The sequence below is a fragment of the Mesorhizobium bavaricum genome, from assembly GCF_056781655.1.
This window is the reverse complement of record NZ_CM165566.1, coordinates 6,123,019-6,144,936: the sequence shown is the minus strand read 5'-3', so window position 1 is coordinate 6,144,936 and position 21,918 is coordinate 6,123,019. Positions and strand designations below refer to the sequence as shown.

Genomic DNA, 21,918 nt, shown 5'->3' with positions numbered 1-21,918 from the left:
TGGCCGTGCTCACAATGTTTCCTCTCTGGGGATCATCACATCGACACGGCGGTTCTTGGCACGGCCTTCCGGCGTCGCATTGTCGGCAATTGGCTCGTCCTCGCCCTTGCCATCGACCGTTAGTCGCGAGGGATCTTTGAATTTCGATGCCATCATCGTTTCGACAGCCTTCGCCCGGGCGACGGAAAGGTCGAAGTTGGATTTGAACGGGCTCGATTTTCGCGGTTTCACATTGTCCGTGTGGCCAACGATCCGGATTGGTCCGGGCTCGGGTTCCAGGGCCGCGGCGATGTCCGCGGCAATAGGCTGGAATTCCGGCTTCGCCTCGGCCCTGCCGGATTGGAACAGCAGGAGATTGTTGATTTCCACCACGATGAAGTCGCCCTTCGTGCCGATGGTCAGCCCACCGCCTTCGACTTCCTTGGCCAGTGCCGAGCGAATGCGATCGATCTGCGCGGTGGCTGCAGGTGGCGTGACTTTCGCCGGCTCGGCCAACGGCGCCACGCTGGCGCGCTCGATGGCGACCGGCGTCCATGGGTTGAGTGCCAGCAATTCACCGGCGGCGGCGTCGCCTTCATTGGTGATGAAGACCCGCAATGCGAAGAACGCCGCCGTCAGCAGCGCCGTCGCCGCTGCGGCTACGACCCAAAGCGGCAGGCGGGCCGACGGCTGCGCCATCGTCGCCGCCAGGCCCTGCCAGTGCGGGGAGATGTCTTCGCCGGCATGCGCCCTGAAATAGCGAAGCGTTTCGTAGACGTCGCGTCGAACGCGTTCGAGATTGCTGTCTTCGCGCGTCAGGCCTCGATACTGGCCCTCGAAACCCAGCGACAGGCAGGCATGCATCAGTTCGAGCAGATCGTAGTGCGTCTCGGGAATGGCCAGTATCGTGTTCAGGGCTTCGTAGAAGCCTGTGCCGGTGGTCTCGGTGTGAAAGAACTGCCGCAGCATGCTGTGTTGCGCCCAGTCGTCACTCTTGGGCCAGGGCAGGTTGCCGATGAGATCGTCGGCGGTTTCGCACAGAGCAAATTTCGCAATCCGCGCATCTTCTTCGGGAACGCCTGACTTCTCCATTGTGCGGTCGAATTTTTCTATCGCCTCGGCGACATGTTGCGCCAGTGGCTCGGCTTGTCTTTCGACGGACATCAGCCTGAGCTGCCCGAACAGCATCAGCAAAGGTGCCGCCGCGGCGAGTATCGGGTTTGCCGCGGAGTATTTGACCATGTCCGCGGCGCCCAGCAGGGTCTCCTGCTCGATGGCCGGCGTCGGCACGGCGGCGGAAGAGCCGGCGCCCGCCGCGGCAGCCAAAGCCGCGCCTTGATAGATCACGGTTCCGGATGTCCAGCCCGGCGGTGTATGTGGTCCGAAGCCAGGATCGAACACCGTTGCATCCTTGACCGGGGAAGGTTGGCTTCCGTCCGCGACAGGCAGATCGGGACCTGGTGGCGATTTTTGCGCGCGCCGTGGACTTGCGCGAATGACGGTCTTGCCCGCCGGGCCGAAGGGGTCGTCCTTCGAGCTCATCGCCGATCGTCCGTGCGGGCGGTGTACCCGCGATTGGGCGAGATAGGCCGGTTCAGGTAAAGAAAAGGCAGCCGCTGCCGGCCGTGGCAGTCTCCGGAGGACGATTGGCTAGAAAACGCTATCCCGCCGTAACATGACATTTGCCGCAGACCCCCAGCTCAATGAGTCTTACCCGCTTGGCGAACTGTCGTATGCGATCGTAATCTCTGAAACTGCCGATTGGAACCGGATGCCTGATGTCGAAGAGACTTTTCTTCGCCGATTGGTGTGCGATGCGTTTCTTGGCCGTGTTTCCTGGATCGCCTATTTTGGCTTGTCGGCTTTGGCGTAGGCCTCGCTGAAATAGGCCAGGAATATATCCAGCATGCCGTTTTCGTGTGCTTCCTCCATGGTCCGCCATGTCGCGACATACGCGTCCCAGGCCTGGCTCTTCTTCGACGAAAACGACGTCGGGGGGAGTTTCCTGCCGATCGCCTCGGGCGACAGGTCGTCAAGCAGCCGGGAGAGCGCAGCTTGCATGGCTGCATAGGTGGCGAATTCGTGTGTCTTGAGATCGCGGAATGCATCTTCGATGCTGCGCCTGGCATCAAGATAGCCGGCCCTGCGGCGGGCGAACATGATTTCGAGGATGTCGTCGGTTCCCGGAACGAACTTCAGGGGATTGTTGTCGGCGGCGCTGATCATCGTTCGCTGTGTGCTCTTGGCCAACATTTTCGCGGCCGCGCGTGCCTTCAGCAGCAAGGTCAGTTCCTCGACCACCGTCCGCAGGACCGCGCCGATTTCGGCAGCAACTTCATGCGGGTCGCGCAATTGGAGCAATTCCGGCGAAATACCGGCTCCGATCGCGATCTCCCGCAGCACTTCGTCCCTGGTCGAGGGCAGGGGTGTGGGGGGTGACGAGTTTGCCGGCGCCGGAACGCGCTGCCCGGACCGTTGCTGCGCAGGATCGAAGAAAGGCCCATCTCCGAATTCCAGCGACCGGCCTGCCGCGACCGGCATTTCTCGCTGCGCCGAACCGTGGCTGGTTTGGGGATAGCCTGCCGTGGCGCGCTCCTCGTCGATCGATACGAGGATGATATAGCGGCCGATCAGCATCCGGTCGCCATGGCCCAGCCGATGCGGGCCGGTCAGGCGCTGGCTCGATCCGTTGATGAAGGTCCCGTTGCGCGAGATATCGTGCAGCCAGAACGCGCCTGCCTCGTATCGAACCTCGCAGTGCCGGCCCGAGATGAACTTGTCGGGGTCCGACAAGGTCCAGTCACAAGCATCGCGTCCGATTTCGAAGCCGCGATCGCGCGCTGAGTATCCGGTCGACATTCCAGCGGGCAAGGTGTCGATATTGTTGATTTGTAGACTGATATACATCCAAGATCGCCGTCGATCGTTGATCGATACGCCACCATTCTAGCAGTTTGCGCGTAAAACAGGACAGCTGCGTTTCTAGCCGATGCCTCGACACGGTCGCCAGCCGCCTCTTTGGTCGGCGGGGCAACATGTGGTAGGCTTCAGGTGGCCTGGTGCGGCGGGTCGAAAAAGTTCCTGAACAGAGTGCGGGAACTTCAATCCTCCGCGCCGGCGGCCGCGTCCAGGAGGGGCACGACCATGCCGAACGAACGTGCCACGGTTGTACAGACACCGGTTGGCGCCGAGCTTTTGACGTTCACGCATCTTGTCGGGCGCGATGAGATCAGCCGTTGTTTTGCCTATACGGCCGGGTTCGTAGGCACGGACGCCAATATCGATCCGCTGAAGATGCTGGGGGGTGTCGTTTCGGTCGAAGGTGAATCCGATCCGAAACGCTGGTTCAGCGGCATCGTGTCCGAGTTCCGGCTCACCCGGATCGAGGACCGGCTGGCGTACTATGAAGCCGTCGCCAGGCCGTGGCTCTGGTTTCTCGGCAACACCACCGATTGCCGGATTTTCCAGAACAAGAGCGTCGTCGACATCGTCAAGGACATCTTCAAGAAATACAGCACGGCGGAATTCGATCTGCGCCTGCAGGGATCATACCCTCCGCGCGAATATTGCGTGCAGTACGACGAGACCGATCTGGATTTCGTCCAGCGACTGCTCGAGCATGAAGGCATCCTGTATTTCTTCGAGCATGACGAGGGCAAGCACACGCTTGTCCTGACCGACGCGATGAGCAAGCTGAAGCCTGCGCCGGGCTACGAGAAAGTGCCCTATCACTTCGAAGGTCAGGGCTCCCGGCGCGACGTCGAATACATCACCGAGTGGATACCAAACAGTTCGGTGCGCCCGGGCGCCTATGCCCACACCGACTATGATTTCAAGAAGCCGGGCGCCGACCTGATGGCCAAGTCGGCCCAGCCGTTCAGTCACAAACTGGCCGCGGGCGAAAACTACCGCCAGCCCGGCGCGCATCTCGAAGTGGGCCGGGGCGACAGCCTGGCCGCGATCCGGCGCGAGGAAATCCAGGCCGTGCACCAGCGCATCGCCGCCGTCGGCACCGTGCGCGGCCTCTATTCGGGCTGCACCTTCACGCTGGACGGTTTTCCGCGCGAGGACCAGAACCAGGAATATCTGGTGGTCAGCGCCGAATACAGGCTGTTCGACCCTGGCTACAGAGCCCATGCCGACGTCGACAGCGAGAACTTCAAGGTGATCCTCGGCGTGGCGCCAACCGCCTTGCCCTATCGACCGCCACGGATCACGCCACGGCCAATCATGCGCGGGCCGCAGACGGCAACTGTGGTCGGTCCGTCCGGCGAGGAAATATTCACCGACAAATATGCGCGCGTGAAGGTGCAGTTCCACTGGGATCGCCTGGGCAAGAAGGACCAGAACAGTTCCTGCTTCGTGCGGGTCTCGCAGACCTGGGCCGGCAGCGGCTGGGGGTTCATCCAAATACCGCGCATCGGCCAGGAGGTGATCGTCGACTTCATCGAGGGTGACCCGGACCTGCCGATCATCACCGGGAGGGTCTACAACGCCTCGCAGATGCCGCCTTACGGCCTGCCGGGCAGCGCCACGCAATCCGGCTGGAAGTCGGACTCCTCCAAAGGTGGCGGCGGCTACAACGAGCTGATGTTCGAGGACAAGGCCGGCTCCGAACTGGTCAATTTCCAGGCGCAGAAGGACCACAACCTTCTGATCAAGCATGACCGCACCAAGCTGGTGCAACACGACCAGTCGGACCGCATCGACCACGACGCCAAGCACTCGGTCGGCCACAACCTCGACGAGGACGTCGGCAACAACAAGACGGTCAAGGTCGGCGTCGACCAGACTACGAATATCGGCTCGAATGACACCGAGACAGTGGGCGCCAACCGTTCGCTGACGGTCATGGCCAACGAGACGATCCATGTCGTGTCGAACTCGACGGAGAACATCGACGCCAATCATTCTCAGACGGTGGGGATTGTCCAGACCGTCACGGTGGGCGCCGCTCGCATAGACACGGTGGGCGCCGCCGAGACACGCACTGTGGGCGGCGCACAGATGAACACGATCGGTGCCATACGGTCGGTCACTGTCGGCATCAGCCAGAGCCACGATATCGGGGCATCGGATAGCTGGGACATCGGTGCGGCCCAAACCGTGTCGATCGGGGCCGGCCAAGGGGTGAGCATCAGTGCGGACCAGAATGTCACCGTCGGCGGTACCCAGATCGTCAAGGTTAGCAAGGACGCGTCCCTGCAGATTGGCGGTGCCCACAAGATCCAGGTCGGTAAGGACAGCGCCATCGAGGTTGCCGCGGACGGCGCCATCAACGTCGGGAAGACGCTAATTATCGCCGCAAAGGACTCCATCACGATCCAGACTGGCAGCGCCAAACTTATCATGAAGAAGGATGGCACGATCATGCTGGAAGGGAAGGACATCACAGTTAAGGGGTCCGGCAAGATCAACATCAAGGCAAGCAGCGACCTTGCGCTGAAGGGTTCGCAGATCAAGGAAAATTGAGGACATGGCCATGGCAGAAACCTTGAATCGAATAGAAGGCGTGATCATCGGCATATTTCTCGGCTTCGACGGAGACTGTCCCTTGGTGGTGTTCCCGGGCAATCCGCGGGAAACAGCCTTGCCGGCCCGCAGCCTGGCGCAACTTTCCTCTGACATGATTGGTGCCGAGGTGGCTTTGCTTTTCCAGAATGGCGATCCAGAACAGCCTCTTATCGTTGGGCGCATCTTGGACTCGGTTCGCATGTCCAAGCCGTTGGAGGTGATACGCGATGGCGAGGTAACGCGCCTCGTGGCGCGCGAGCGCATTGAGCTGCGCTGTGGCAAGGCGACCATAATCATGGAGAAGGACGGTAGGATCACGATCCGAGGAAGCTATCTGACCAGCCATGCAAGTGCCACAAATCGCATCAGAGGCGGATCCGTGAATCTAAACTGATGGCTGCACCGATCCTAAAGGAGATCGTACGCCAGCATGCCGAAATGGCTGCTTTGCTGTGGACGATCTACGACCGGCATCTTATGTTTCCCGAGGAGAATCCGGATCTCGATGCCGAAAGGCTGGCGCGGCTGGTCGAACGCATAGAGGCTCATCTCGACGGGTTGGTGGTCGCTGGCGTAGAAGGCGAGCAGATCGCTCGCGAGCGTTTCGAGGAATATCCTGAACGGGGCGAACTCTTCGTCGTACAGGTGCTGAAGACAAAGAAGCGACCGATTCTTGTCGCCGACCTCGACATGCAACGCATTCGGCAATGGCTGGAGCAGCACCTCCCCCCATCTACCTGAGCAGCGCTCGTGGGATTGGGATCTCGTCCCACCCACCGCCATTCCAGCGGGCAAGCCCACGCCAATCCACCAACCAAACGTGATCGCCTTCGGCATGAAGGTTTTGCATCGCTTCAAAACCATCCGGTACGGGCAGGCTGTCTTCGTCTCCGCTGGCAATGTCCAGCGACACAATCTCGTCGTCGAGCAGCACAATTGTGCGACCGTCCCATTGAGTGAGTAGCGCGATGTTCTTTTGATCCGAGTGCGCGTATATGTTTTGGACCTGATCCACAGCGACAATCTCGACGGCTAATCCGAGGTTGGTTGACAATAGCAAACGTCCCTCCTGAGCCGACAGGCTCGTGATTGTTCCCGATGTCGGAAGATCCAGTTTGCTCCATTGGCCGTCGGCCAGGCGCCAGAGCGTTCCATAGATGGGACGAACATCTGTCATGATACGATTGGTGAACTCTTCGATGTCGCCGCGCAAAAGAGCCGCCGTGATATCATCAAAACTTTTGGTCTGAGGTTCCGCCGCCCCTCCGAAATACAACGCGCGTTCCTTGGGGTGCTCGGCTGCACATAGGAAATTGATGTGGTCGGTGGGGTCATCCTCTAGGGGAAAGATCGTGGATACTGCCTGCCAGTTGTTTGGTTCGACTAAACGGTAGGCCTGACCGCCTCGACCGAGCGCCGTGAGCTTGCCAGCGGGATCGTCAAAAGCGGATAGCATCCCCTTCCCCTGTTCGATGATCCTGAACGCGCCTTCCGGGTTAATCCGCATGACACGGAGCGGGTCTGACAGGACGATAGCCTCGCCGGTGCTGGCGAGCGCGATGTAGTCCACGCCATGCGGCTCCGGGTCGGGCAGCAACGCGACATCCATGACGTCGAACGGAATTTCCAACCGTCGCCAAGGCTGCGGTAAGCTCGGCGAGTAGAGGATGACGAGACTATCGGCGTCGCCGGCCTCGAAATCCTTTAGCGCGAGACAGATCGTCGGGCCGTTTGAGGCCGACGCGAAAATACGGGCTTTGTTCCTTGCGGTGATGCTCGGCATGGTGTCGGCCTATGTTCGGAGAGCGTTGAAGGCGGGAGATCCCGCCGCCGGCGGCTGGAGTGTAGTGCGTCCGGCCTGGGTCGCAATAGGGGCTGTCTGCCCGGCAACTTTATCGGACGCTTCTTTGACGCAGTCGGCAGCCAGGCCTGGTTGAAGCCGACGCAGGCCCACCACTCCGGTCGCGGCGCACGCGCCGATGAGCGACGTGCCTGCGGGGCCGCCTGGACCTGGCGGCAGCGCCGCCAAGGCCTGATTCACGCTGCTATGCAGGCCCGAGTGCTGGCCAGGCGTCAAACAGATGCACATGCCCGAATTGAGCGACGGCGCTCCCGGAACGCGATTGGAGGCATTGGTGGTCGCGCGAGTCGTCTGCCGATAAACCATATCTGGAACAATATGATGCGTTTCGCCTTTCGGCGTCCGCGAATTGCATTCATCTTTGATTTTGCTGTACTCACCGACCAAGCACTTCGGTGGCGAGCCAGTAGCCACGCCAGCACTCTGGACTTTCACTTGGGGGCCAGAGCCCGCCTGCGGCGAGGCGTGATCGTTCGTGCACAGATCGGTGAAGCGGCTTACCGGCTCCTTGTCGGCCTTTACATTGCCCGACCATGCATGCGCATATTCCTTGCCTCGATTGACAGACGTGATGACATTCTTTTTCGGCGCACAGCCCGCCTCGGTTCCTGTGGTCTTGGTGTAGTAGGATTTGTTCTTTTGCGTGATTGTCTTGCCACCAACTTTGACGGTGCCTGTCCCGCTGTCCGTGTCGGAGTCCATTCCGAAAGACGGGTAGGGTATCGGCACACCCGGAGGGGTCGCAGGTGTTTGCGGCGGGGTGAAGCAAACATCGGGGAAGGCAGCGATGACCTTGTTGCTTTGCGCCTTGCAGGCCAGATGCAGGCTGTTGGCGAAAACCGTCATCGGATCGCCCCTATACCGAATACCGCGGCGCCGCAGGCGCCCACGTCGTTCGAAGCCTCGATGAGTACCGGATTGCCCCCGGAATAGCCCTTTCGCGCGGCAGTCCATGCCATGCCGATCATCAGTGGAACGACTGACGCACCAACGTTGCCGAGCGACTCCGCGGGTGACCAGAGATCCTGAAAACCATGATGCCCGCGCACGAGGCGGATGCTGGCAAACGCCGTTTGCTTGAAGAAATAAGCTTCGCCTATGAGATCCGAGATGCGGTAGCCGAGTCCATTCATCTCGATTCCGGTTTGCAGAAGCGCACCCTTGTACGCCTCTACGATACCGTCGCCGCGGAATGGAATATCCTCCTCGTTGTAGATGAACGACTTCTCGCGAGACAGTCCGAGCCCAAACAGTCTGAAGCCGCCATGTCCGGCCCTGGTGCATAAGATCGCGGCAGCGGCCTCACCAGGAATGAAGCCGTCTGGATTGGCCAGCGTCAGCAGACGCCGCCGGAACATGTAATGCTCCACGGCATGCGTGGTGAGATAGCTGTCGACACCCACAATCAAAACGAAGGGCGCCTCGTCCGCCGCCAGGATTCGGCGCGCTTGTTCCAATGCGACATGCCCCGAAGGACGGCCATGGCTGACGCTCAAAGAGCGTGTAGATAGCGGAATCTCGGCGATTTCGAGAATGCTCCGCATAAGCGTATCGACATTCCGCAAAGGCCGGCCCGGTCGATTTTCCTCGGGCAGGCACAGAATGACGACACTTTGCCCGCGCGCTTCGGGTATTTTTTGGAGGGCTTCGCATACCGCGCCGGCCGCCAGGTGGGCGAAACGCTTTTCACCGATCCAGCCGCGAGGCAGCGGTACCGGGGCACCGATCAAGGCTTCGTCTGGTCCTGAAAGGAAACGCGTCTCCTGAAAGCCGTCTATACCGGCGCGCATCGCAGCGCAGGCCGACGGTGCGTCGAGACCAACTGACGTAACCATGCCAACGGAGGCAATTTCCAGAGCCGTCGTCATGCGGCCTCATCCTCAGGGAATGGAGGCGAAGGCTTTTGCGCGCGAGCGTAACGTTTGCCGGTTGCGCGCGCCCGCAGCATACCCCGCGTCGGCGGTCCGATCCAACACTCTGAAAATTCGAGGATATTCCGAAGAATTCGCTGAGACGTGCGCCACACTAACGAGAAGCGTCGATTTTCCGGATCGAAAAGGATCGTGTCGGGAGAGAGCCTTCCCTCGAATATCGGCGATCCGTTCCTGAAAAGCGTGACCGGCAGTATTGCGTCTGGAAGGCGAAAACCCTCGCGCCCTTGCGGTGTCAAATTGACGAGCTGAACCTCCTCGCCACCGCGCGGCGGATCGATCTGCTGGTCGGGCGGGGCCATCTGGAAGTAGCGGTCGTCGAAATCCGGCGGCAGGAACGGGAAGATGTTACTGGCCCAATTGTCATCGTAGGTGCCGCCATATTCGATACGGCCGGGCCAGCCGCGGCCCATGGGACCAAAACTCATCGGCTTGTAGTCGCCAAAGGGTGAGCGGACTTCTTCGCCGACAGCCTGCGTGTTCGGTAGCCGCAGGCCGGGTATTAGGCGCTGGTTCTTGGTACGCGACCAGCCGGTCCCAACGGTGTTGTACTTGTAGCTCGCCGGCAATTGGTCTTCCGGATCGAGCCGGTCGGTACCACCCCAGGCAACATCGTAGGAAATCGACATGCGCAGGAAGGGCTGTGGCGCGGTGGAGGTAAACACCGGTCCGATGGCGCGCCACTCACGCGTGCCCACCACCTCGAACAGTTTCGACCAATTGCCGATCTTGATGCCAACTGGCACCCGCTCCGCCGGACGTCCGCCAGGCGCGTAGGCACAGCCATTGGCGATGACATCGCAACGCGGCTTGCGGAAGGCGAAGTCGGTTTCCCAGAAAGTTGCTGAATAGCCAGGCTCACCAGTGTGCGTATCGGCAAACACCAGCGGCATTTGCTCGGTCGATTTGCGCACTGGATTGCCCGGCATATCGGGGAAGTCGAATGTGCCTTTTACCACCACCACGATCCAAACGTGGCCGGCAACGTCGGTCGCCGTGGTGAACTCATGCGGATAGCCCATCTGGTTCCAAATCTGCATCAGCTGGTCTCCAAGCTGGCAGTAAAGATCTGCTCCAGTGTCGCTTGTGGCGACAGCGGGTCGACGTCGAATATGTCCGAGCGGCTGGTCCACATGACCAGCTCACCGATGACCTCGTCGCCTGGCTCGAAAGGCGGAACCGGCAGTGCGGCCAGCGCGGCATTCAGTTCATCGGGCGTCAACTTGCCGTGTTGGGCGGCGAAGGCCGCCTCTTCGATGCTGGTAAACCACGCCTCGGCGTCGGCCAGCCGAACGGGCGCTTCAGCAAGCTGCGCAACGACGGTCAAAGGGAATTGTCGGCCAACTCTGTCGGCACTCTGCACGATGATGCCTGCCGATGCGCCGAAGGAAGCCGGGCCAGCCAGGAAGCGCAACGCGGTTGCGCTTGGCCAAAATTCCGAACCAAACAGCGGGACGAGATGCTGCGCCAGCCAGCGGTCCCAGATGCGCACAAAGTCCCCCGGCAGTCGCCGCGTGACGAAATCGCCGGTTGCGGGCATTTTTCCGTAAAAGCCTGGCAGGCTCATATCTGCGGCGGACATGTGAACTTCTTGAACATTTCCAAATTGTAGGGGTTTTCGACGCTGGCGGCCTTGAGCTCGAAATCGGCATACATGCCTTTCGTGCCCAGGCGCAGGCTGTAGACATCGGTCAGCGAGGTGCCGGCGAAGCGGCCGCTGCGCAGCATCCTCAGCCAGGCCCAGCTGCCGGTCTCGTTGAGCATGATTTCGGGCGAGCCGTCGATCGGCTGGAAGGCGAGCGAAATGACGCCGGTGCCGTCCTTGCCGGGCCACGTCATCGGTTGCGGCCGCGTCGCGTTGTTGTAGTAGACGAGGCTCTGGCCATCGAGATTGAGCGTCACACGCGTGACGTTGGGGGACAGGTCCTTCGGTTCGAGCGTGAAGCTCATCACCGGTCCGGTACCCCCGGGAAACAGATCGTCGCGGATATGCCTGGCCTGCTCGAACGCCGCCAGCGCCGAAGCATCGAGGCCGAAATCGGCGCGCCACTTCCATGGCTGGCTGGTCGTGTCGACATAGTTGATCAGGTGGTCGTTGATGAAACCGTCGATCAGCCCGGCCGGTCCGAACAGGCGGGCGAAATCGCGCACGTTGACGTCCACCGCGCTGTCGGCGCTGAAGGGATAGCGGTCGTTCAGCGCTGCCTGACAGAATGGCAGTATGTCGGCCCGCCAGATGGCGTTGAGCTCTGAAGTGACCGCCTTCTGCGTCAGATTGCTGGTGTCACCGGCAATCCCGCCCAGCCAGGTATTGATGGGGTCGGGCAGGATCTGGGCCTGCCTGGCCACCGCACCCGTCAGTTCGGCAAGGCCGCCCTGCTTCTTGATGGCATCCTGCGGATTGGGGTTCGCGGTAACCGTCTGCAGCACGTTCGAAAGCGCGGTCAGCGCGACGACGGCGGCATCCAGGGCCGGCGGCTGGCCGTCGACCTCGGCGATGGTGCTCTTGAGCGGTTTGAAATGTTCGGCCACCAGATTGCCGGTCAGGTCCACCTCGCTGGCCGACCCGGCGCGGGGAAGCAGCTTCGCACCGCTGCTCGCCAGCTTACCGAGCTTGCCAAGCTTGCCGAGCAGTTTCGAAGCGCCCTTGGCCGCCGCCTTGTTATCAGCGGGCGCCTCGTCGGAGCGCGTCAACTCGGTCTCCTGAACGACCGCCGTAAGCAGCCGCTTCAGCGCTGAATCGGCGCTCGAGAGGTCCTTCAGATTTTCGCTGGCGATATTGAGATCGGTCAAGGGCGCGAGTCTCATGTCGCGCAGGAAGCTGTCCCATTGCGCGATATAGTCGTCATAGTAGAGCTTCAGAATATCCTCCGACAACGCCGAGACCGAGGTTTCGGAGTTTTCCGAACAGCCGCCGGCGAAAACCGCACGATCGAGCGCCGCCTGGGCGGCGACATCGTCGATGCGGTCGAGAATGACGTCGTGGAAGCCGGAATAGGTGAAGGCTCCGGAAATGCCGACGCGAAGTGTCTTGCCGGAACGCCGCGCAAACACCTTGCCCCCGTTGGGGCCGGCGAAATTGGCCGGGATCCACTCCTTGAGCCCGGCCACTGCCGGATCGGCCAGCAACTGCTTGTAGCCACGCGCCGGCAGCGAAATCGTGCACACCGTTTTCAGTGCTTCGGCAACCAGCGCCTGGTCGGGCGCGATATAGCTTTCGTCGACCGTCATCCGGCGGATGGCGGCAAGCTGATGCTCTTCGGCATCGGCGGTCGGAAACGGTGCCGCGGCCGCGAATTCGGGCAGACTGTTCACCCACCAGTTCTGGGCGTAGTCGGGATCCATCTGCGACAGGCCGGTCATCATGCGATAGGTCTTCAGCGCCCCCAGCATGAAATCCGGATCGCGGATCTGCCGCCACATGGTCGCCTCGAGCAGTGCGATCATGCGCGGCTCCAGCACGTTGCGCAGCGCGTGGTCGTAGGTGTCGGTCTGGGCCCGCACCAGTTCCGCCGAGGCCGATGGCCCCAGCAGATCCTGGGCGGCGCCCGGCGGTGCTGTCCGGGCAGTTGCGACCGCGTCCATCGCGTCGAGCGCGCCGTCCATGGCGGGCTGCTCCACCGATGCCGGCGTTGCCGCAACCGAGGTCAGCGGCGTCTGCAGCGCTTCGAACTGGCTCGCTTGGGCCGTTATTGCGTTGCGGTTGTCAAAATAGGACCAGGTGAACAGCCCACCGGCCAGCAACGCCGCCGCCGCGCAGGCGGCAGCCGCACCCCGCCAGATCCAGGCGCGACGGCGTTGCGCCAGCGGGTCGAAAGTACCCAGGCCTGCTTCCTTAAAGATGACTTCGGTGAGCAGGTTCCTCAGGAAGAAGCTGCGTTTCTCGACCCTTGGTGCGGGCAGGGCCCGCCGTGGCGGAAGGCCGAAGGAAGAAGACAGCGCCGCGGTCAGCCGGTCGATGGGCGCCCCTTCCTGCGTCGCCGATGTCAGATAAAGCCCGCGCAGCCAGGCGACCTCCTCATAACGGCTTTCGCCGAACATCGCCTCGACCAGCACCTGGATCGGTTCGGACAGGCTCGCGAGCTGGGCGGGAAACCGGAAGATCTCGGCACGGGCGGCGAGTTTGTCCTCATCCTCCAGGCGCGGCACCAGCCGCCGCTCGAGTTCGGTCGCCAGCGTCGAAATTTCCCGTTCGATGGTCTTGGCATCCACCCGCGCATCCAGCGCGAAGGTCGTTCCCCAAACCTGCTCGCGCGAGGCGGTGGACAAGCCGCCGAAGAAAGCCTCGAAACCCTTGATCAGGTCGGCCTTGGTCAGCATCAGATAGACCGGGAGGCGGATTTCGAGCCGGTCGTTGAGCTCGGCCAATCGGCGGCGGATCTTGCGGCCGTGCGCCTTGATGGCTTCGTCGCCCTCCGAAAGCACGTCAATCGAAAGCGCGACGATCACGCCGTTGAGCGCGCGGCGGCCCCGGTGCTTCTTCAACAGGTCGAGGAAGCCCAGCCATTCCGCCGCATCCACGTCGGGCTGGCTCTCCTGCTGGACATAGCGGCCGGCGGTGTCGATCAGAACCGCGTTTTCGGAAAAGAACCAGTCGCAGTTGCGCGTGCCGCCGACCCCTTGCAGGTCGTCGGTGAGGTCGATCGGAAAATTCAGTCCGGACTGCCGCAGGGCCGTGGTCTTGCCGGTGGCCGGCGGCCCGACGATCACATACCATGGCATCTCGCGCAGGAACTTGCGCCCGCCCAGTTTGCGGCGCTTCAGTTCGGCCATCACCTCGGCGAACTTGGCACCCACGGCGGCGACGTTCTCTTCGCCGGGGCTGAGTGGCTTTTCCACCGCCGGCGCGGCAATCTCCGCGACGAACATGCGGTTGGCGCGGATCGCCCGGCGCTGGGCGACGATCAGCCAGATCAGCCAGAAGATGACCAGCAGCGCGATGATGACGATGCGCACATTTTCGGAGGCGAACGGTTCGTAGGGACCGACCCTGACGATCGGACCAAACACCCAGATGACAAGGGAAAGCAGCGTGATGCCGATCAGCGTCCACAGCCAGCGCGATGTCAGAACCGCCCAGAGGAAGCGCAGAATGAACATCTCACAGCCTCTTTTCGACGAGCACCTCGACGCGGCGGTTCAAGGCTCGCCCCTCGCGCGTGCTGTCGCTGGCGACTGGATCGGTGGCCGCGCGGCCCTCGGAATGGACGCGGTCCTGCGGCACTCCGTTCTGGACCAGCATGTCGGCAATCGTCTGGGCGCGCGCCTCGGACAGCCGCTGGTTGGTCGACAGCGGATTGGTCTTTTGCAGCGGAACGCTGTCGGTATGGCCGACCACCGTGATGTTTCCGATCAGCTCCTGATTGGCGACGATCACCTTGGCGATCGAACCGATCAGCGGCTCGAAGCCTTCGGTCAGTTGTGGCCGCGACGACTGGAACAGTTCGGGGTTGGAGGCCTGGATGATCAGCTTGGCCAGTGAAACGCTCTCGGTGCCGGTGAGGGCGGATTTGAGGTCGGCCGGCGCCCCGGCCTGAAATTCCGGCAACAGCGCAAAATCCACTTTCTCCGGCGGCGGCGCATCGACCTTGGGCGACACACGGGTGATGTCGCCGCGTGCAGGCGGCGGCAGCGCGCGAACAAGCGCGGAAAGCTCGACCGCCTGGCTGCTCAGTCCCATCGAGAGCCCGACATGGATTGCCGTGGCAACAACCGCCGCGCCGAGCGCCATGACCCAGATCGGAACGATGAAGCGCTGCGGCTCGTCGGATGCGATCACGCCTTTCCAGTTTGGCGACAATGGCGCGCCTTCGGCGTCGGCATCGCGCAGGAAGCGTGCCGCCGCCACGCGAACGGCATTGAGCGAGCGGTCGCCCGACCGGCCGGGCACACGATATTTGCCGCGAAAGCCGAGCGCCATGCAGTCATACTGCAGTTCCAGCAATTCGCGATCCCGGTTCGGATGGCGCTCGAGTTCGTCGAGACGGGTGAAGAACTGCGTGCCGGCATCGACATCGCCGCGCAGCATGACCACGAGCGGCTGCCGCGGCCAGGCGCTGGCCCCGCCCCATGGCGTGTTCAGAGCCAGGTCGTCGAGCAACGCCGCCACCACCCAGGCTGCCTGGTCGGCCCGTTCCATCGAGGACCCTGCCGACATTGCCGTGTCGCGGGCTCGAACCAGCTCTTCGAGCAATCGGGTACGCAATACTTCCGGATTGTCCGGCGGCAGTGCACTTTCAAGCTCGGGAGCGAACTCGAGCAAGGGCGCGAATGCGTTGACAAGTGCGTTCGGGTGCGTGCGAGACCGCTTGACGGGCGCGCCGGGCGAAAGTGGAGCCATCGGCCGCGGCATCGGCGCGCCGGTCAATCGTATGCGAGTGCGTTCGCGATCCTCCGACAGTCCGAAAGGATCATCGCGGCTCATGATCTCACCTGTTCACCGAATAGCAGTCCACCTGCGGCTCGCTTGGCAATACGCCCGAAACGCCGATGACGAAGCCGGGAGCATCGAGCAGCGATGCCCAGTACTCGCTTTTCTGGTCCAGCTCGAGGCATAGCCGATCGCCATCGTAAGGGATCTCGCGCGGCTGTGAATGAAGCGGTTTCAGCGGAATGCCGGGCAAACGCGATTTCCACAGGCCCTCGAACTGGTCGGCCGAGCCGACAGTCGCCTGATTGACGAATATCTTGCGCAGCGCGTCCTCCGACAGCTCCGAACCGACCCGGATGACGATCCGGCTGGCGACCAGCAGCTTCGGGTTGTCGATGCGGATTTTCCAGACATTGGTCGAATGCCGCATGACAGGCAGAGCACGCGATTTCGGCTCGATGTAACGCAGGCTGAGGATGAGCGAGCGCAGCGCATCGGCCAGCGCCGAATAGGCGGGGCCGGGCGCCATGTGATCGTAGGCGGGCAACTCGCCCAGCCGCCGCGCGCTCGATCCGTAGGTCGCCATCGAACCGGCGAGCCCGGCAAGTTCCAGGTAGAGCTCGGCCGGATGGAAGACATCCTGAGCCAGCATGTGGGCCAGCCGCGGACGTGCCGCATTGGCGAGATTGAGCATCAGCAGATCTTCGACGCTGCGCCCGGGCCCGCCCATGACCATCTTGCCATGCGCCTCGGCGATCTGGTCGAGGCCGGTGACAACTTCCAGCAGCAATTGCCGATACCAGGCCACCGCGCCGGTAACCAGTGTCGGTGGCAGGAAGGTCTCGTCCAGCGAGACGCCGCCATCGGCTCTAACCCCCTTGAGGTCGGCTATCGGCAGGGCCGTGTAGCCGCCGACCGACTTGCCGGGTGCAAGCAGCAGCGCCTGCGGGCGGGCGATTTCGATTTCCTCAGCGTCTGAACCGCCCTGGACGGCGTCCCGCACCGAAACGATCCGCCCATGGTATCGTGCTCCCGAGGCGGCGGCGTGCGCCGGATCGAAGCCGACACCGCCGGGAGGCTCCAGCGGCAACGCGACCAGCACCGGTCCGGCACCCGTGTCCGCAGTGACCGGCAGCGGTCGCGGCGCGTCCATCATGTCTGGAATGGAGAAAGGCGTGCCGTCCGGAAAGATGCCCCGTGCGGACAGGATCGAGATCTGGCCCGCGTCCAGCAATGCCTGGTCCAGCGTCAGCTGTTGAAAGCCGAACGTGTGGAGTTGCCCGGCCTGCAACGCGCCGCGCACCGTCGCCTCGAAGAAGCGATCCTGCTGCTGGAAATGCTGGGTCCGCAGGAAAAGCCCTTCGGACCATAGCACCCTGTTTGCATCGCTCATGCCGCTACTCTCTGCATTGAGCTCCCCTTGCCCTGGCCGCTAGGCGGAAATGCCGCCGCTGCCAAGCGTGACATTGATCGTGAATTTTGATCCCGGCGACACCGACTTGGTTGTCCGCCAGTTCCTGCCGCCAGGCTCGCGGATCAGTGCAACGAAGCCCAGCGCCGTCGCGTCCGGCTCGACGGTGATGGTTTTGGATGCGGATTTTCCCGGCGCGACGGCGATCTGGTCGGACCCGATGAGATCGCCTGCCAGCGCCGTGCCGGCGTCCCCCTGCAGCGCAAAGTAGTCGGCGGAATTGAATTTGCCGGTGCTTTTCAGCCGCATCACGAGAACCGTCACCGGCCGGTCGCCGCCACCTGGCCCCGGGTTCATGCCGGTTCCGCCGGTCACGTTGACGGTGATCACCGATGGTTTTGGCGGACCGCTCTGACAAGCCGCAAGCAACCCAGTCGCGCCCAGGGCAACGACAAATTCACGTCGATCGATCATCTCTCACTCCTCCTCATATGCATCTCGAAAATCAGTGCCGATTTCGCCAAGGAAGCTTTTTTCCGCGCTCTCGGCGATTTCACGATGACGTTTCTGGTAAAGCTCCCACAGCTTGGCGCCGCGCCCGCCCGAAAGCAGGGTGCCGATCGCCGAATTCGACTTCAGCTCCTCTTCGATCGCTGCCGGGTCAAAACGGTCGATCATCCGCCGCAAAGCCGCCTGTATACCGCGCCAGGCGCGCACGTGATGTTGCGCGAGATCACGAACCGCGTCGGCGATCGCCGCTTCGCCGGCGAGAAATCCGGGGCTGCGCTCGGCGATAAGCGTCACGATGGCGTCGTCGACCGTCGGCAGAAACTTGAGCGGATTGACTTCGGAGGCCCCGACCATGGTCTGGGCGACGCGAGCGTTTCCCTTTTCCTCGGCCCGCTTGCGCAGAAGCTGCATCAGGCCTTCCATCATCAGCCGGTATTCACGACCGAACTTCTCCATTTCCGCGATGCTGTCGCGTCCGGGGAAATCGGCTTCCTCGACGCCCATGCCGTGCAGGAATGCGGAGCGAAGCGCCGTCTCCCCCGGCTGCGCCGCTGCCGGCGGGCGCGCGGGTTTGGCGGCAGCGCCCACACGTGGCGGAGGAGGGGCCTCCGCCGGTTGCACGGGCAAATCCCAGGGATTGGTGGATTGTGGTCGTTGGGCGATGCGCTCGCGCTGTCCGGTCGAGCCGGCGCCGTTTGCCGAACTCGGCGCCGCGGCTGGTCCGAAGCCAAAATCATCGGTGAAATCGGACAGCTTTCCCGCGGCGAGTTCGGCTCCGCGGCTGGAGGACGGCACCGGGTCGAGGCTGAATGGGTCGGCTTGGCCCGCCGAGCCGCCCGGTTCGGGATAGGGGGCGGCATTTTTCGACACAGGCGTTGCCACCGGATCGAGGCTGAACGGATCATCGAAAGCAGGCGAGCTGCGCTGGCTGGAGGCGGCACGCTCGAACGCGCCGGCAACCGGTTGCTCGAACGGGTTCGGCAGGTCGGCCGGACGTGGCCGTCGCGGCTCTTCTTCGACTTTGGCGGAAAAGAAGTCATCGCGGCCGATGCTCACCGGCGCCCGAGACGCCGGCGGCAGGCGTTCCGGAACCGGCTGGCCGGCCGCGGGTGCTTGAGCGGTTGGCGTTTGCAGGTCGACGTGGACGGTATAGTCGCCCAGCCTCAGCCGCATGCCGCTTTGAAGGCGCGTCGACTTGCCGGCGCCGAGCGGGCTGTCGGAGTCGTTTATAAACAATCCGCTGCTCGACGTGTCGGTGACGAAATATCCGTCTCGCCCGCCAGAGATCCGGCAATGAGCTCGCGAAACGAACATGTCGGGGTCGTCGATCTGCCAGCCCGCGTCCGCGCTGCGGCCGATCACCAGCTCACCCTCGTCCAGCCGGGTCTGCCGTACCGCCTGGGTGCGTGGCCCTTGCTCCAGCGTCAGCAGCAGACTCATGCCGCGACCTCCGCCATTTCCGGCCGCCATCCGACGATTGCCCGCAGCCGCATGTCGTCAGCATCGCCCCTTTCAGCGGGCCGCGCAAGCCATGCGGTCCGGCCGAGCTGTACCGCTCCGACACGGGGCGGCGGCACTGCGTCACGCGCAAGCACGATGCGCAGGTCGACGTCGAGCGATTCCCCGACCATGTCGCGAACCGCCTGTTTGAACAGTTTGAGCTTCTGGCCGCCAGGCAGGAACGCCTTGAAGTCCTCATACCCCAGCGGGCCGACACGCAGTTCGATTCTGCTCTGGCGGTTGAAAACGCGCGGGCCGATCGTCGCCCCCCGGCCGAGCCCTGCATAGGCCTTTGCAAGGCGGGTCTGCAGGCCGGTTGGTATGGTCATCCAGGCGGCGATGAACTCTTTGATCTGAACCGGTACCTTGAACGCTTCCGCCAAAAACAGCGTCAGCCGTTCCGGGCCGTCGACCTGGGTGGCGAGCGAAGCCGCCTGGCGAAGCTTCACCGTATCGAGCTCGGTGTTCTGGGTGCCGGGAAGTCCGATCCCAGCCATCGCTTCAAGCATGGCGCGAACGCGCCCACCGACCGGGCGTTCGACCTGCACGGCCGGATGCGCATCCGCCCAGGCCCGATAATACAGGGCGATCATGCGGTGCTGCAAAATGTTGACGAAATCCACGAACGTCGTGTCGCTGGTCAGCTGTGCGTCGGCGCCGGCGAACCAGCGCTGCGACAGGCGGTCGAGCACCCAGCGCGTCACATGCAGCGGCATGGGCCCCTCCGGTCCCAGCAGACCGAGATTTGCAACCGTGACCCGGGCCGGCGCCTCGTCGCTGGCTTCGCGGAATTGCACCAGGTCCCGCGCCGAAAATGCGAGGCGCGCATGCTGGCCGAGCCGTGCCGGCTCACGGTTGGGGCGGCCGGAATGGCCGAACAGACCGCTCCGCTGTTCGAGACGGCGCAGCAGTTCGAAAAAGTCGAACGCTTCGGACAGACCTTCGGCCCGGTTCGGGCCGGGCCTGTCTAGATCAGGTAGCGATTGCCGGGCGTCATCGGCCATGGCACATCCTCCTGCTTCTGCAGCAGCCGCGTGCGGGTTCGCACGAAGCCGTTTATCCCGGCATGACGGGCAAACAGCCGCGCCAGCAAGGCCGAAAGCAGCAAGGTGCTTTGGCCGGCCAGGACCGATTGATCGACGTGCAACGTCACTTCGGTGCCGCGTCCGAAGCACATCGGCCCATCGATCTGCAGACGTTCGATGACCGGCTGCGAGTCGATACGCACGATCGAATGCACATTGCGGGCAAGGCTCGGATCGCCGCGGTCGGCATAAAGGTCGAGCAGCGCGTGCAGGGGGTCGATGCCGCGGCCTTCCTTGGCAAGACTGAGAAAGTTGAGCGCGAGCTGCGCCACCAGCCGCCAGGCGAGATCGTCGGCACGCGATTCACCGTCGGCCCCGGTGGGCAGTGCCGCAGGGATAGCCGGCTGCGGCGGACGCAGCGCGCCAAGCAGCCGAACGTTTTCGACCGGGTCGCCGGCCTCAAGCGTCAATGTCGGATTGTCATCGAGGATCGGCAGATCGCGATTGGTGCAAAGCGCCATGACGTCGAGACGCTTCAGCACCCGGTTCGCCGGGCTTGCGGGCGGCCGGGATATGGCCAGGAAAACATCGTCCCCGGTGTATGATGTGCGGGTCAGGCCGTCGCGCCGCTCCTCTTCCGTCGCGCGGCGAGGGCGCCGTTCGGTTGAATAGACCCAGCCACTGCCGCGATTCTGACCCAGGCTGAAGAGCTCGGGAATTTCGGCGTCGTTGCCTTCTGTGTCGGCGTCCTCGACGCGGATGACCCGATAGATTTCGAAGTCGCGCGCCCGTGTTCGGTCTGCATGCAGCACCTGCCGCGTCTTGCGCGCATCGATATCGACGACGTTGCACTCACGTTCGAACAGATTGATGATCGGCGTCGCGAAAAGTTCGAAGTCGGCCGGCGTCAGGTCCGCCAGTTCAGGCACAGGGCGTCTGAACAGGAAGATGATTTCGAGCCCGGCCCCACACCTGCGCACGACGGGCTGCAACCCCGAAACCCGCGCATAGTGAAAGCGCTCGGGCATCATGAAGTATTCGCGCAGCAGGCGGTATCCTTCGAATGTCGGACGCGTGCGCGGCATCAGGGCTTCGTCGTCGCTGATGCCGACCATTTCGGGTGCCGGCAAGGGCGCCAACGGGTTGGTCTTGCCTTCCGCGCGGGCGCCAACGGCCGAGCAAGCACCGAAAATCGCGTCGAACAGAAGCGGCGCCTTGGTGCGCCCGGCAAAATAGAGGTCGAGCCGGTCGAGCGCCAATTCGTCGAGCTTGCCTTTTCCGGTCCGGGCCAGCGTGATGCAGAGCGCCGCCGCGCCGCCGACGCCGCCGATCGGCCCTATGCCGGCCATGGCCAGCGCGCTGCGATCCTGAAAATAGCTGACCGACGTGATCGCGATCGGCCATAGGGTAATTTCTTGCGCGGTGGAGAACGTGCAGCGCGTCGACAGGCCGGGCTGCAGGCTGGAAACCAGCCGAGTGTTGCGCTTGACGACGTGGCCGGCGAGCATGGTCTGGACCTGCTGGCCGGGTTTCAGCACCACCATCGCCGTTGCCGGCGCCGGCGTGACCAGGTCGGGATAGAGAACATCGAGCACGCTGCGTGAAAATCGCGAGCGCTCGGCGTCGACCTTCAGCCTTGTGCGCGCAGCGAGGAAGGCGACGCCGTCCAGCAGCCGCTCGACATACGGGTCCGGACACGGCACCGTATCGAGGGAAAGGTTGCGCGCCACCGCCGGATGCATGTCGGCAAATTCCGCCGCGAGGCCACGGATATGGGTCAGTTCTTCCTCGTAATATTCGACGAAGACCCGATCCAT

At 62.9% G+C, this 21,918-nt stretch carries 17 protein-coding genes; 3 read left to right on the top strand and 14 right to left on the bottom strand.

Annotated features, from left to right (window positions below):
* Positions 1-9: 9 nt before the first annotated feature.
* Positions 10-1,521: a type VI secretion system protein TssL, long form gene (tssL, locus tag AC1RZR_RS30015; protein WP_481826883.1), complete on the bottom strand. Its 1,512-nt coding sequence runs from the start codon at positions 1,519-1,521 to the stop codon at positions 10-12.
* Between the two features lie 303 nt (positions 1,522-1,824).
* Positions 1,825-2,886, bottom strand: coding sequence for a type VI secretion system-associated FHA domain protein TagH (gene tagH, locus AC1RZR_RS30010; RefSeq protein ID WP_481826882.1), 1,062 nt, complete (start codon positions 2,884-2,886; stop codon positions 1,825-1,827).
* 237 nt (positions 2,887-3,123) lie between these two features.
* Between tagH (AC1RZR_RS30010) and AC1RZR_RS30005 the strand changes: the two genes are divergently transcribed.
* The 3 genes from AC1RZR_RS30005 to AC1RZR_RS29995 are packed head-to-tail and all read left to right on the top strand — an operon-like array spanning position 3,124 to position 6,234.
* Positions 3,124-5,451 (top strand): type VI secretion system Vgr family protein, encoded by a 2,328-nt coding sequence (locus tag AC1RZR_RS30005; RefSeq protein ID WP_481826881.1) that lies wholly within the window; start codon positions 3,124-3,126, stop codon positions 5,449-5,451.
* A gap of 10 nt (positions 5,452-5,461) precedes the next feature.
* Entirely contained in the window at positions 5,462-5,887 is a 426-nt protein-coding gene (locus AC1RZR_RS30000) for a DUF6484 domain-containing protein (RefSeq protein WP_481826880.1), read from the top strand.
* Positions 5,884-6,234 carry a hypothetical protein gene (locus AC1RZR_RS29995; protein ID WP_481829147.1) on the top strand — a complete coding sequence of 117 codons (351 nt, stop codon included), beginning with the start codon at positions 5,884-5,886 and terminating at the stop codon, positions 6,232-6,234. Before AC1RZR_RS30000 ends, AC1RZR_RS29995 begins: the two co-directional genes overlap by 4 nt.
* Here the strand turns inward: AC1RZR_RS29995 and AC1RZR_RS29990 are convergent.
* The 12 genes from AC1RZR_RS29990 to tssF are packed head-to-tail and all read right to left on the bottom strand — an operon-like array spanning position 6,227 to position 21,918.
* Positions 6,227-7,276, bottom strand: a complete 1,050-nt coding sequence (locus AC1RZR_RS29990; protein ID WP_481826879.1) for a hypothetical protein — start codon at positions 7,274-7,276, stop codon at positions 6,227-6,229. The genes AC1RZR_RS29995 and AC1RZR_RS29990 overlap by 8 nt on opposite strands.
* Before the next feature lie 9 nt (positions 7,277-7,285).
* Entirely contained in the window at positions 7,286-8,200 is a 915-nt protein-coding gene (locus AC1RZR_RS29985; RefSeq protein ID WP_481826878.1) for a PAAR-like domain-containing protein, read from the bottom strand.
* Positions 8,197-9,222, bottom strand: a complete 1,026-nt coding sequence (locus AC1RZR_RS29980; RefSeq protein ID WP_481826877.1) for a 3-oxoacyl-ACP synthase — start codon at positions 9,220-9,222, stop codon at positions 8,197-8,199. Before AC1RZR_RS29980 ends, AC1RZR_RS29985 begins: the two co-directional genes overlap by 4 nt.
* Entirely contained in the window at positions 9,219-10,325 is a 1,107-nt protein-coding gene (locus tag AC1RZR_RS29975) for a DUF2169 family type VI secretion system accessory protein (RefSeq protein ID WP_481829146.1), read from the bottom strand. Before AC1RZR_RS29975 ends, AC1RZR_RS29980 begins: the two co-directional genes overlap by 4 nt.
* Entirely contained in the window at positions 10,325-10,867 is a 543-nt protein-coding gene (tagF, locus tag AC1RZR_RS29970) for a type VI secretion system-associated protein TagF (protein ID WP_477273355.1), read from the bottom strand. The genes AC1RZR_RS29975 and tagF overlap by 1 nt, the downstream gene beginning before the upstream one ends.
* A complete protein-coding gene (gene tssM, locus AC1RZR_RS29965) occupies positions 10,849-14,385 on the bottom strand; it encodes a type VI secretion system membrane subunit TssM (protein ID WP_481826876.1) in 3,537 nt (1,178 codons plus the stop codon). The genes tagF and tssM overlap by 19 nt, the downstream gene beginning before the upstream one ends.
* 1 nt (position 14,386) lies before the next feature.
* Complete coding sequence (gene icmH / locus AC1RZR_RS29960) at positions 14,387-15,709, bottom strand: type IVB secretion system protein IcmH/DotU (RefSeq protein WP_477273359.1); 1,323 nt, start codon at positions 15,707-15,709, stop codon at positions 14,387-14,389.
* Between the two features lie 4 nt (positions 15,710-15,713).
* A complete protein-coding gene (tssK, locus tag AC1RZR_RS29955; RefSeq protein ID WP_379092472.1) occupies positions 15,714-17,048 on the bottom strand; it encodes a type VI secretion system baseplate subunit TssK in 1,335 nt (444 codons plus the stop codon).
* A gap of 39 nt (positions 17,049-17,087) precedes the next feature.
* The gene (gene tssJ, locus AC1RZR_RS29950) at positions 17,088-17,540 is read right to left on the bottom strand and encodes a type VI secretion system lipoprotein TssJ (protein ID WP_379092469.1); all 453 of its coding nucleotides are present in this window, start codon (positions 17,538-17,540) and stop codon (positions 17,088-17,090) included.
* 3 nt (positions 17,541-17,543) lie between these two features.
* Positions 17,544-19,016 (bottom strand): type VI secretion system-associated FHA domain protein TagH, encoded by a 1,473-nt coding sequence (gene tagH / locus AC1RZR_RS29945; protein WP_481826875.1) that lies wholly within the window; start codon positions 19,014-19,016, stop codon positions 17,544-17,546.
* Positions 19,013-20,080 carry a type VI secretion system baseplate subunit TssG gene (tssG, locus tag AC1RZR_RS29940; protein WP_481826874.1) on the bottom strand — a complete coding sequence of 356 codons (1,068 nt, stop codon included), beginning with the start codon at positions 20,078-20,080 and terminating at the stop codon, positions 19,013-19,015. The genes tagH (AC1RZR_RS29945) and tssG overlap by 4 nt, the downstream gene beginning before the upstream one ends.
* Complete coding sequence (gene tssF, locus AC1RZR_RS29935) at positions 20,044-21,918, bottom strand: type VI secretion system baseplate subunit TssF (RefSeq protein ID WP_477273368.1); 1,875 nt, start codon at positions 21,916-21,918, stop codon at positions 20,044-20,046. The genes tssG and tssF overlap by 37 nt, the downstream gene beginning before the upstream one ends.

Coding starts and splice junctions, on each gene's coding strand:
- tssL (WP_481826883.1), bottom strand. CDS start 1,521: ATGAGCTCGAAGGACGACCCCTTCGGCCCGGCGGGCAAGACCGTCATT.
- tagH (WP_481826882.1), bottom strand. CDS start 2,886: ATGTATATCAGTCTACAAATCAACAATATCGACACCTTGCCCGCTGGA.
- AC1RZR_RS30005 (WP_481826881.1), top strand. CDS start 3,124: ATGCCGAACGAACGTGCCACGGTTGTACAGACACCGGTTGGCGCCGAG.
- AC1RZR_RS30000 (WP_481826880.1), top strand. CDS start 5,462: ATGGCAGAAACCTTGAATCGAATAGAAGGCGTGATCATCGGCATATTT.
- AC1RZR_RS29990 (WP_481826879.1), bottom strand. CDS start 7,276: ATGCCGAGCATCACCGCAAGGAACAAAGCCCGTATTTTCGCGTCGGCC.
- AC1RZR_RS29985 (WP_481826878.1), bottom strand. CDS start 8,200: ATGACGGTTTTCGCCAACAGCCTGCATCTGGCCTGCAAGGCGCAAAGC.
- AC1RZR_RS29980 (WP_481826877.1), bottom strand. CDS start 9,222: ATGACGACGGCTCTGGAAATTGCCTCCGTTGGCATGGTTACGTCAGTT.
- AC1RZR_RS29975 (WP_481829146.1), bottom strand. CDS start 10,325: ATGCAGATTTGGAACCAGATGGGCTATCCGCATGAGTTCACCACGGCG.
- tagF (WP_477273355.1), bottom strand. CDS start 10,867: ATGTCCGCCGCAGATATGAGCCTGCCAGGCTTTTACGGAAAAATGCCC.
- tssM (WP_481826876.1), bottom strand. CDS start 14,385: ATGTTCATTCTGCGCTTCCTCTGGGCGGTTCTGACATCGCGCTGGCTG.
- icmH (WP_477273359.1), bottom strand. CDS start 15,709: ATGAGCCGCGATGATCCTTTCGGACTGTCGGAGGATCGCGAACGCACT.
- tssK (WP_379092472.1), bottom strand. CDS start 17,048: ATGAGCGATGCAAACAGGGTGCTATGGTCCGAAGGGCTTTTCCTGCGG.
- tssJ (WP_379092469.1), bottom strand. CDS start 17,540: ATGATCGATCGACGTGAATTTGTCGTTGCCCTGGGCGCGACTGGGTTG.
- tagH (WP_481826875.1), bottom strand. CDS start 19,016: ATGAGTCTGCTGCTGACGCTGGAGCAAGGGCCACGCACCCAGGCGGTA.
- tssG (WP_481826874.1), bottom strand. CDS start 20,080: ATGGCCGATGACGCCCGGCAATCGCTACCTGATCTAGACAGGCCCGGC.
- tssF (WP_477273368.1), bottom strand. CDS start 21,918: ATGGATCGGGTCTTCGTCGAATATTACGAGGAAGAACTGACCCATATC.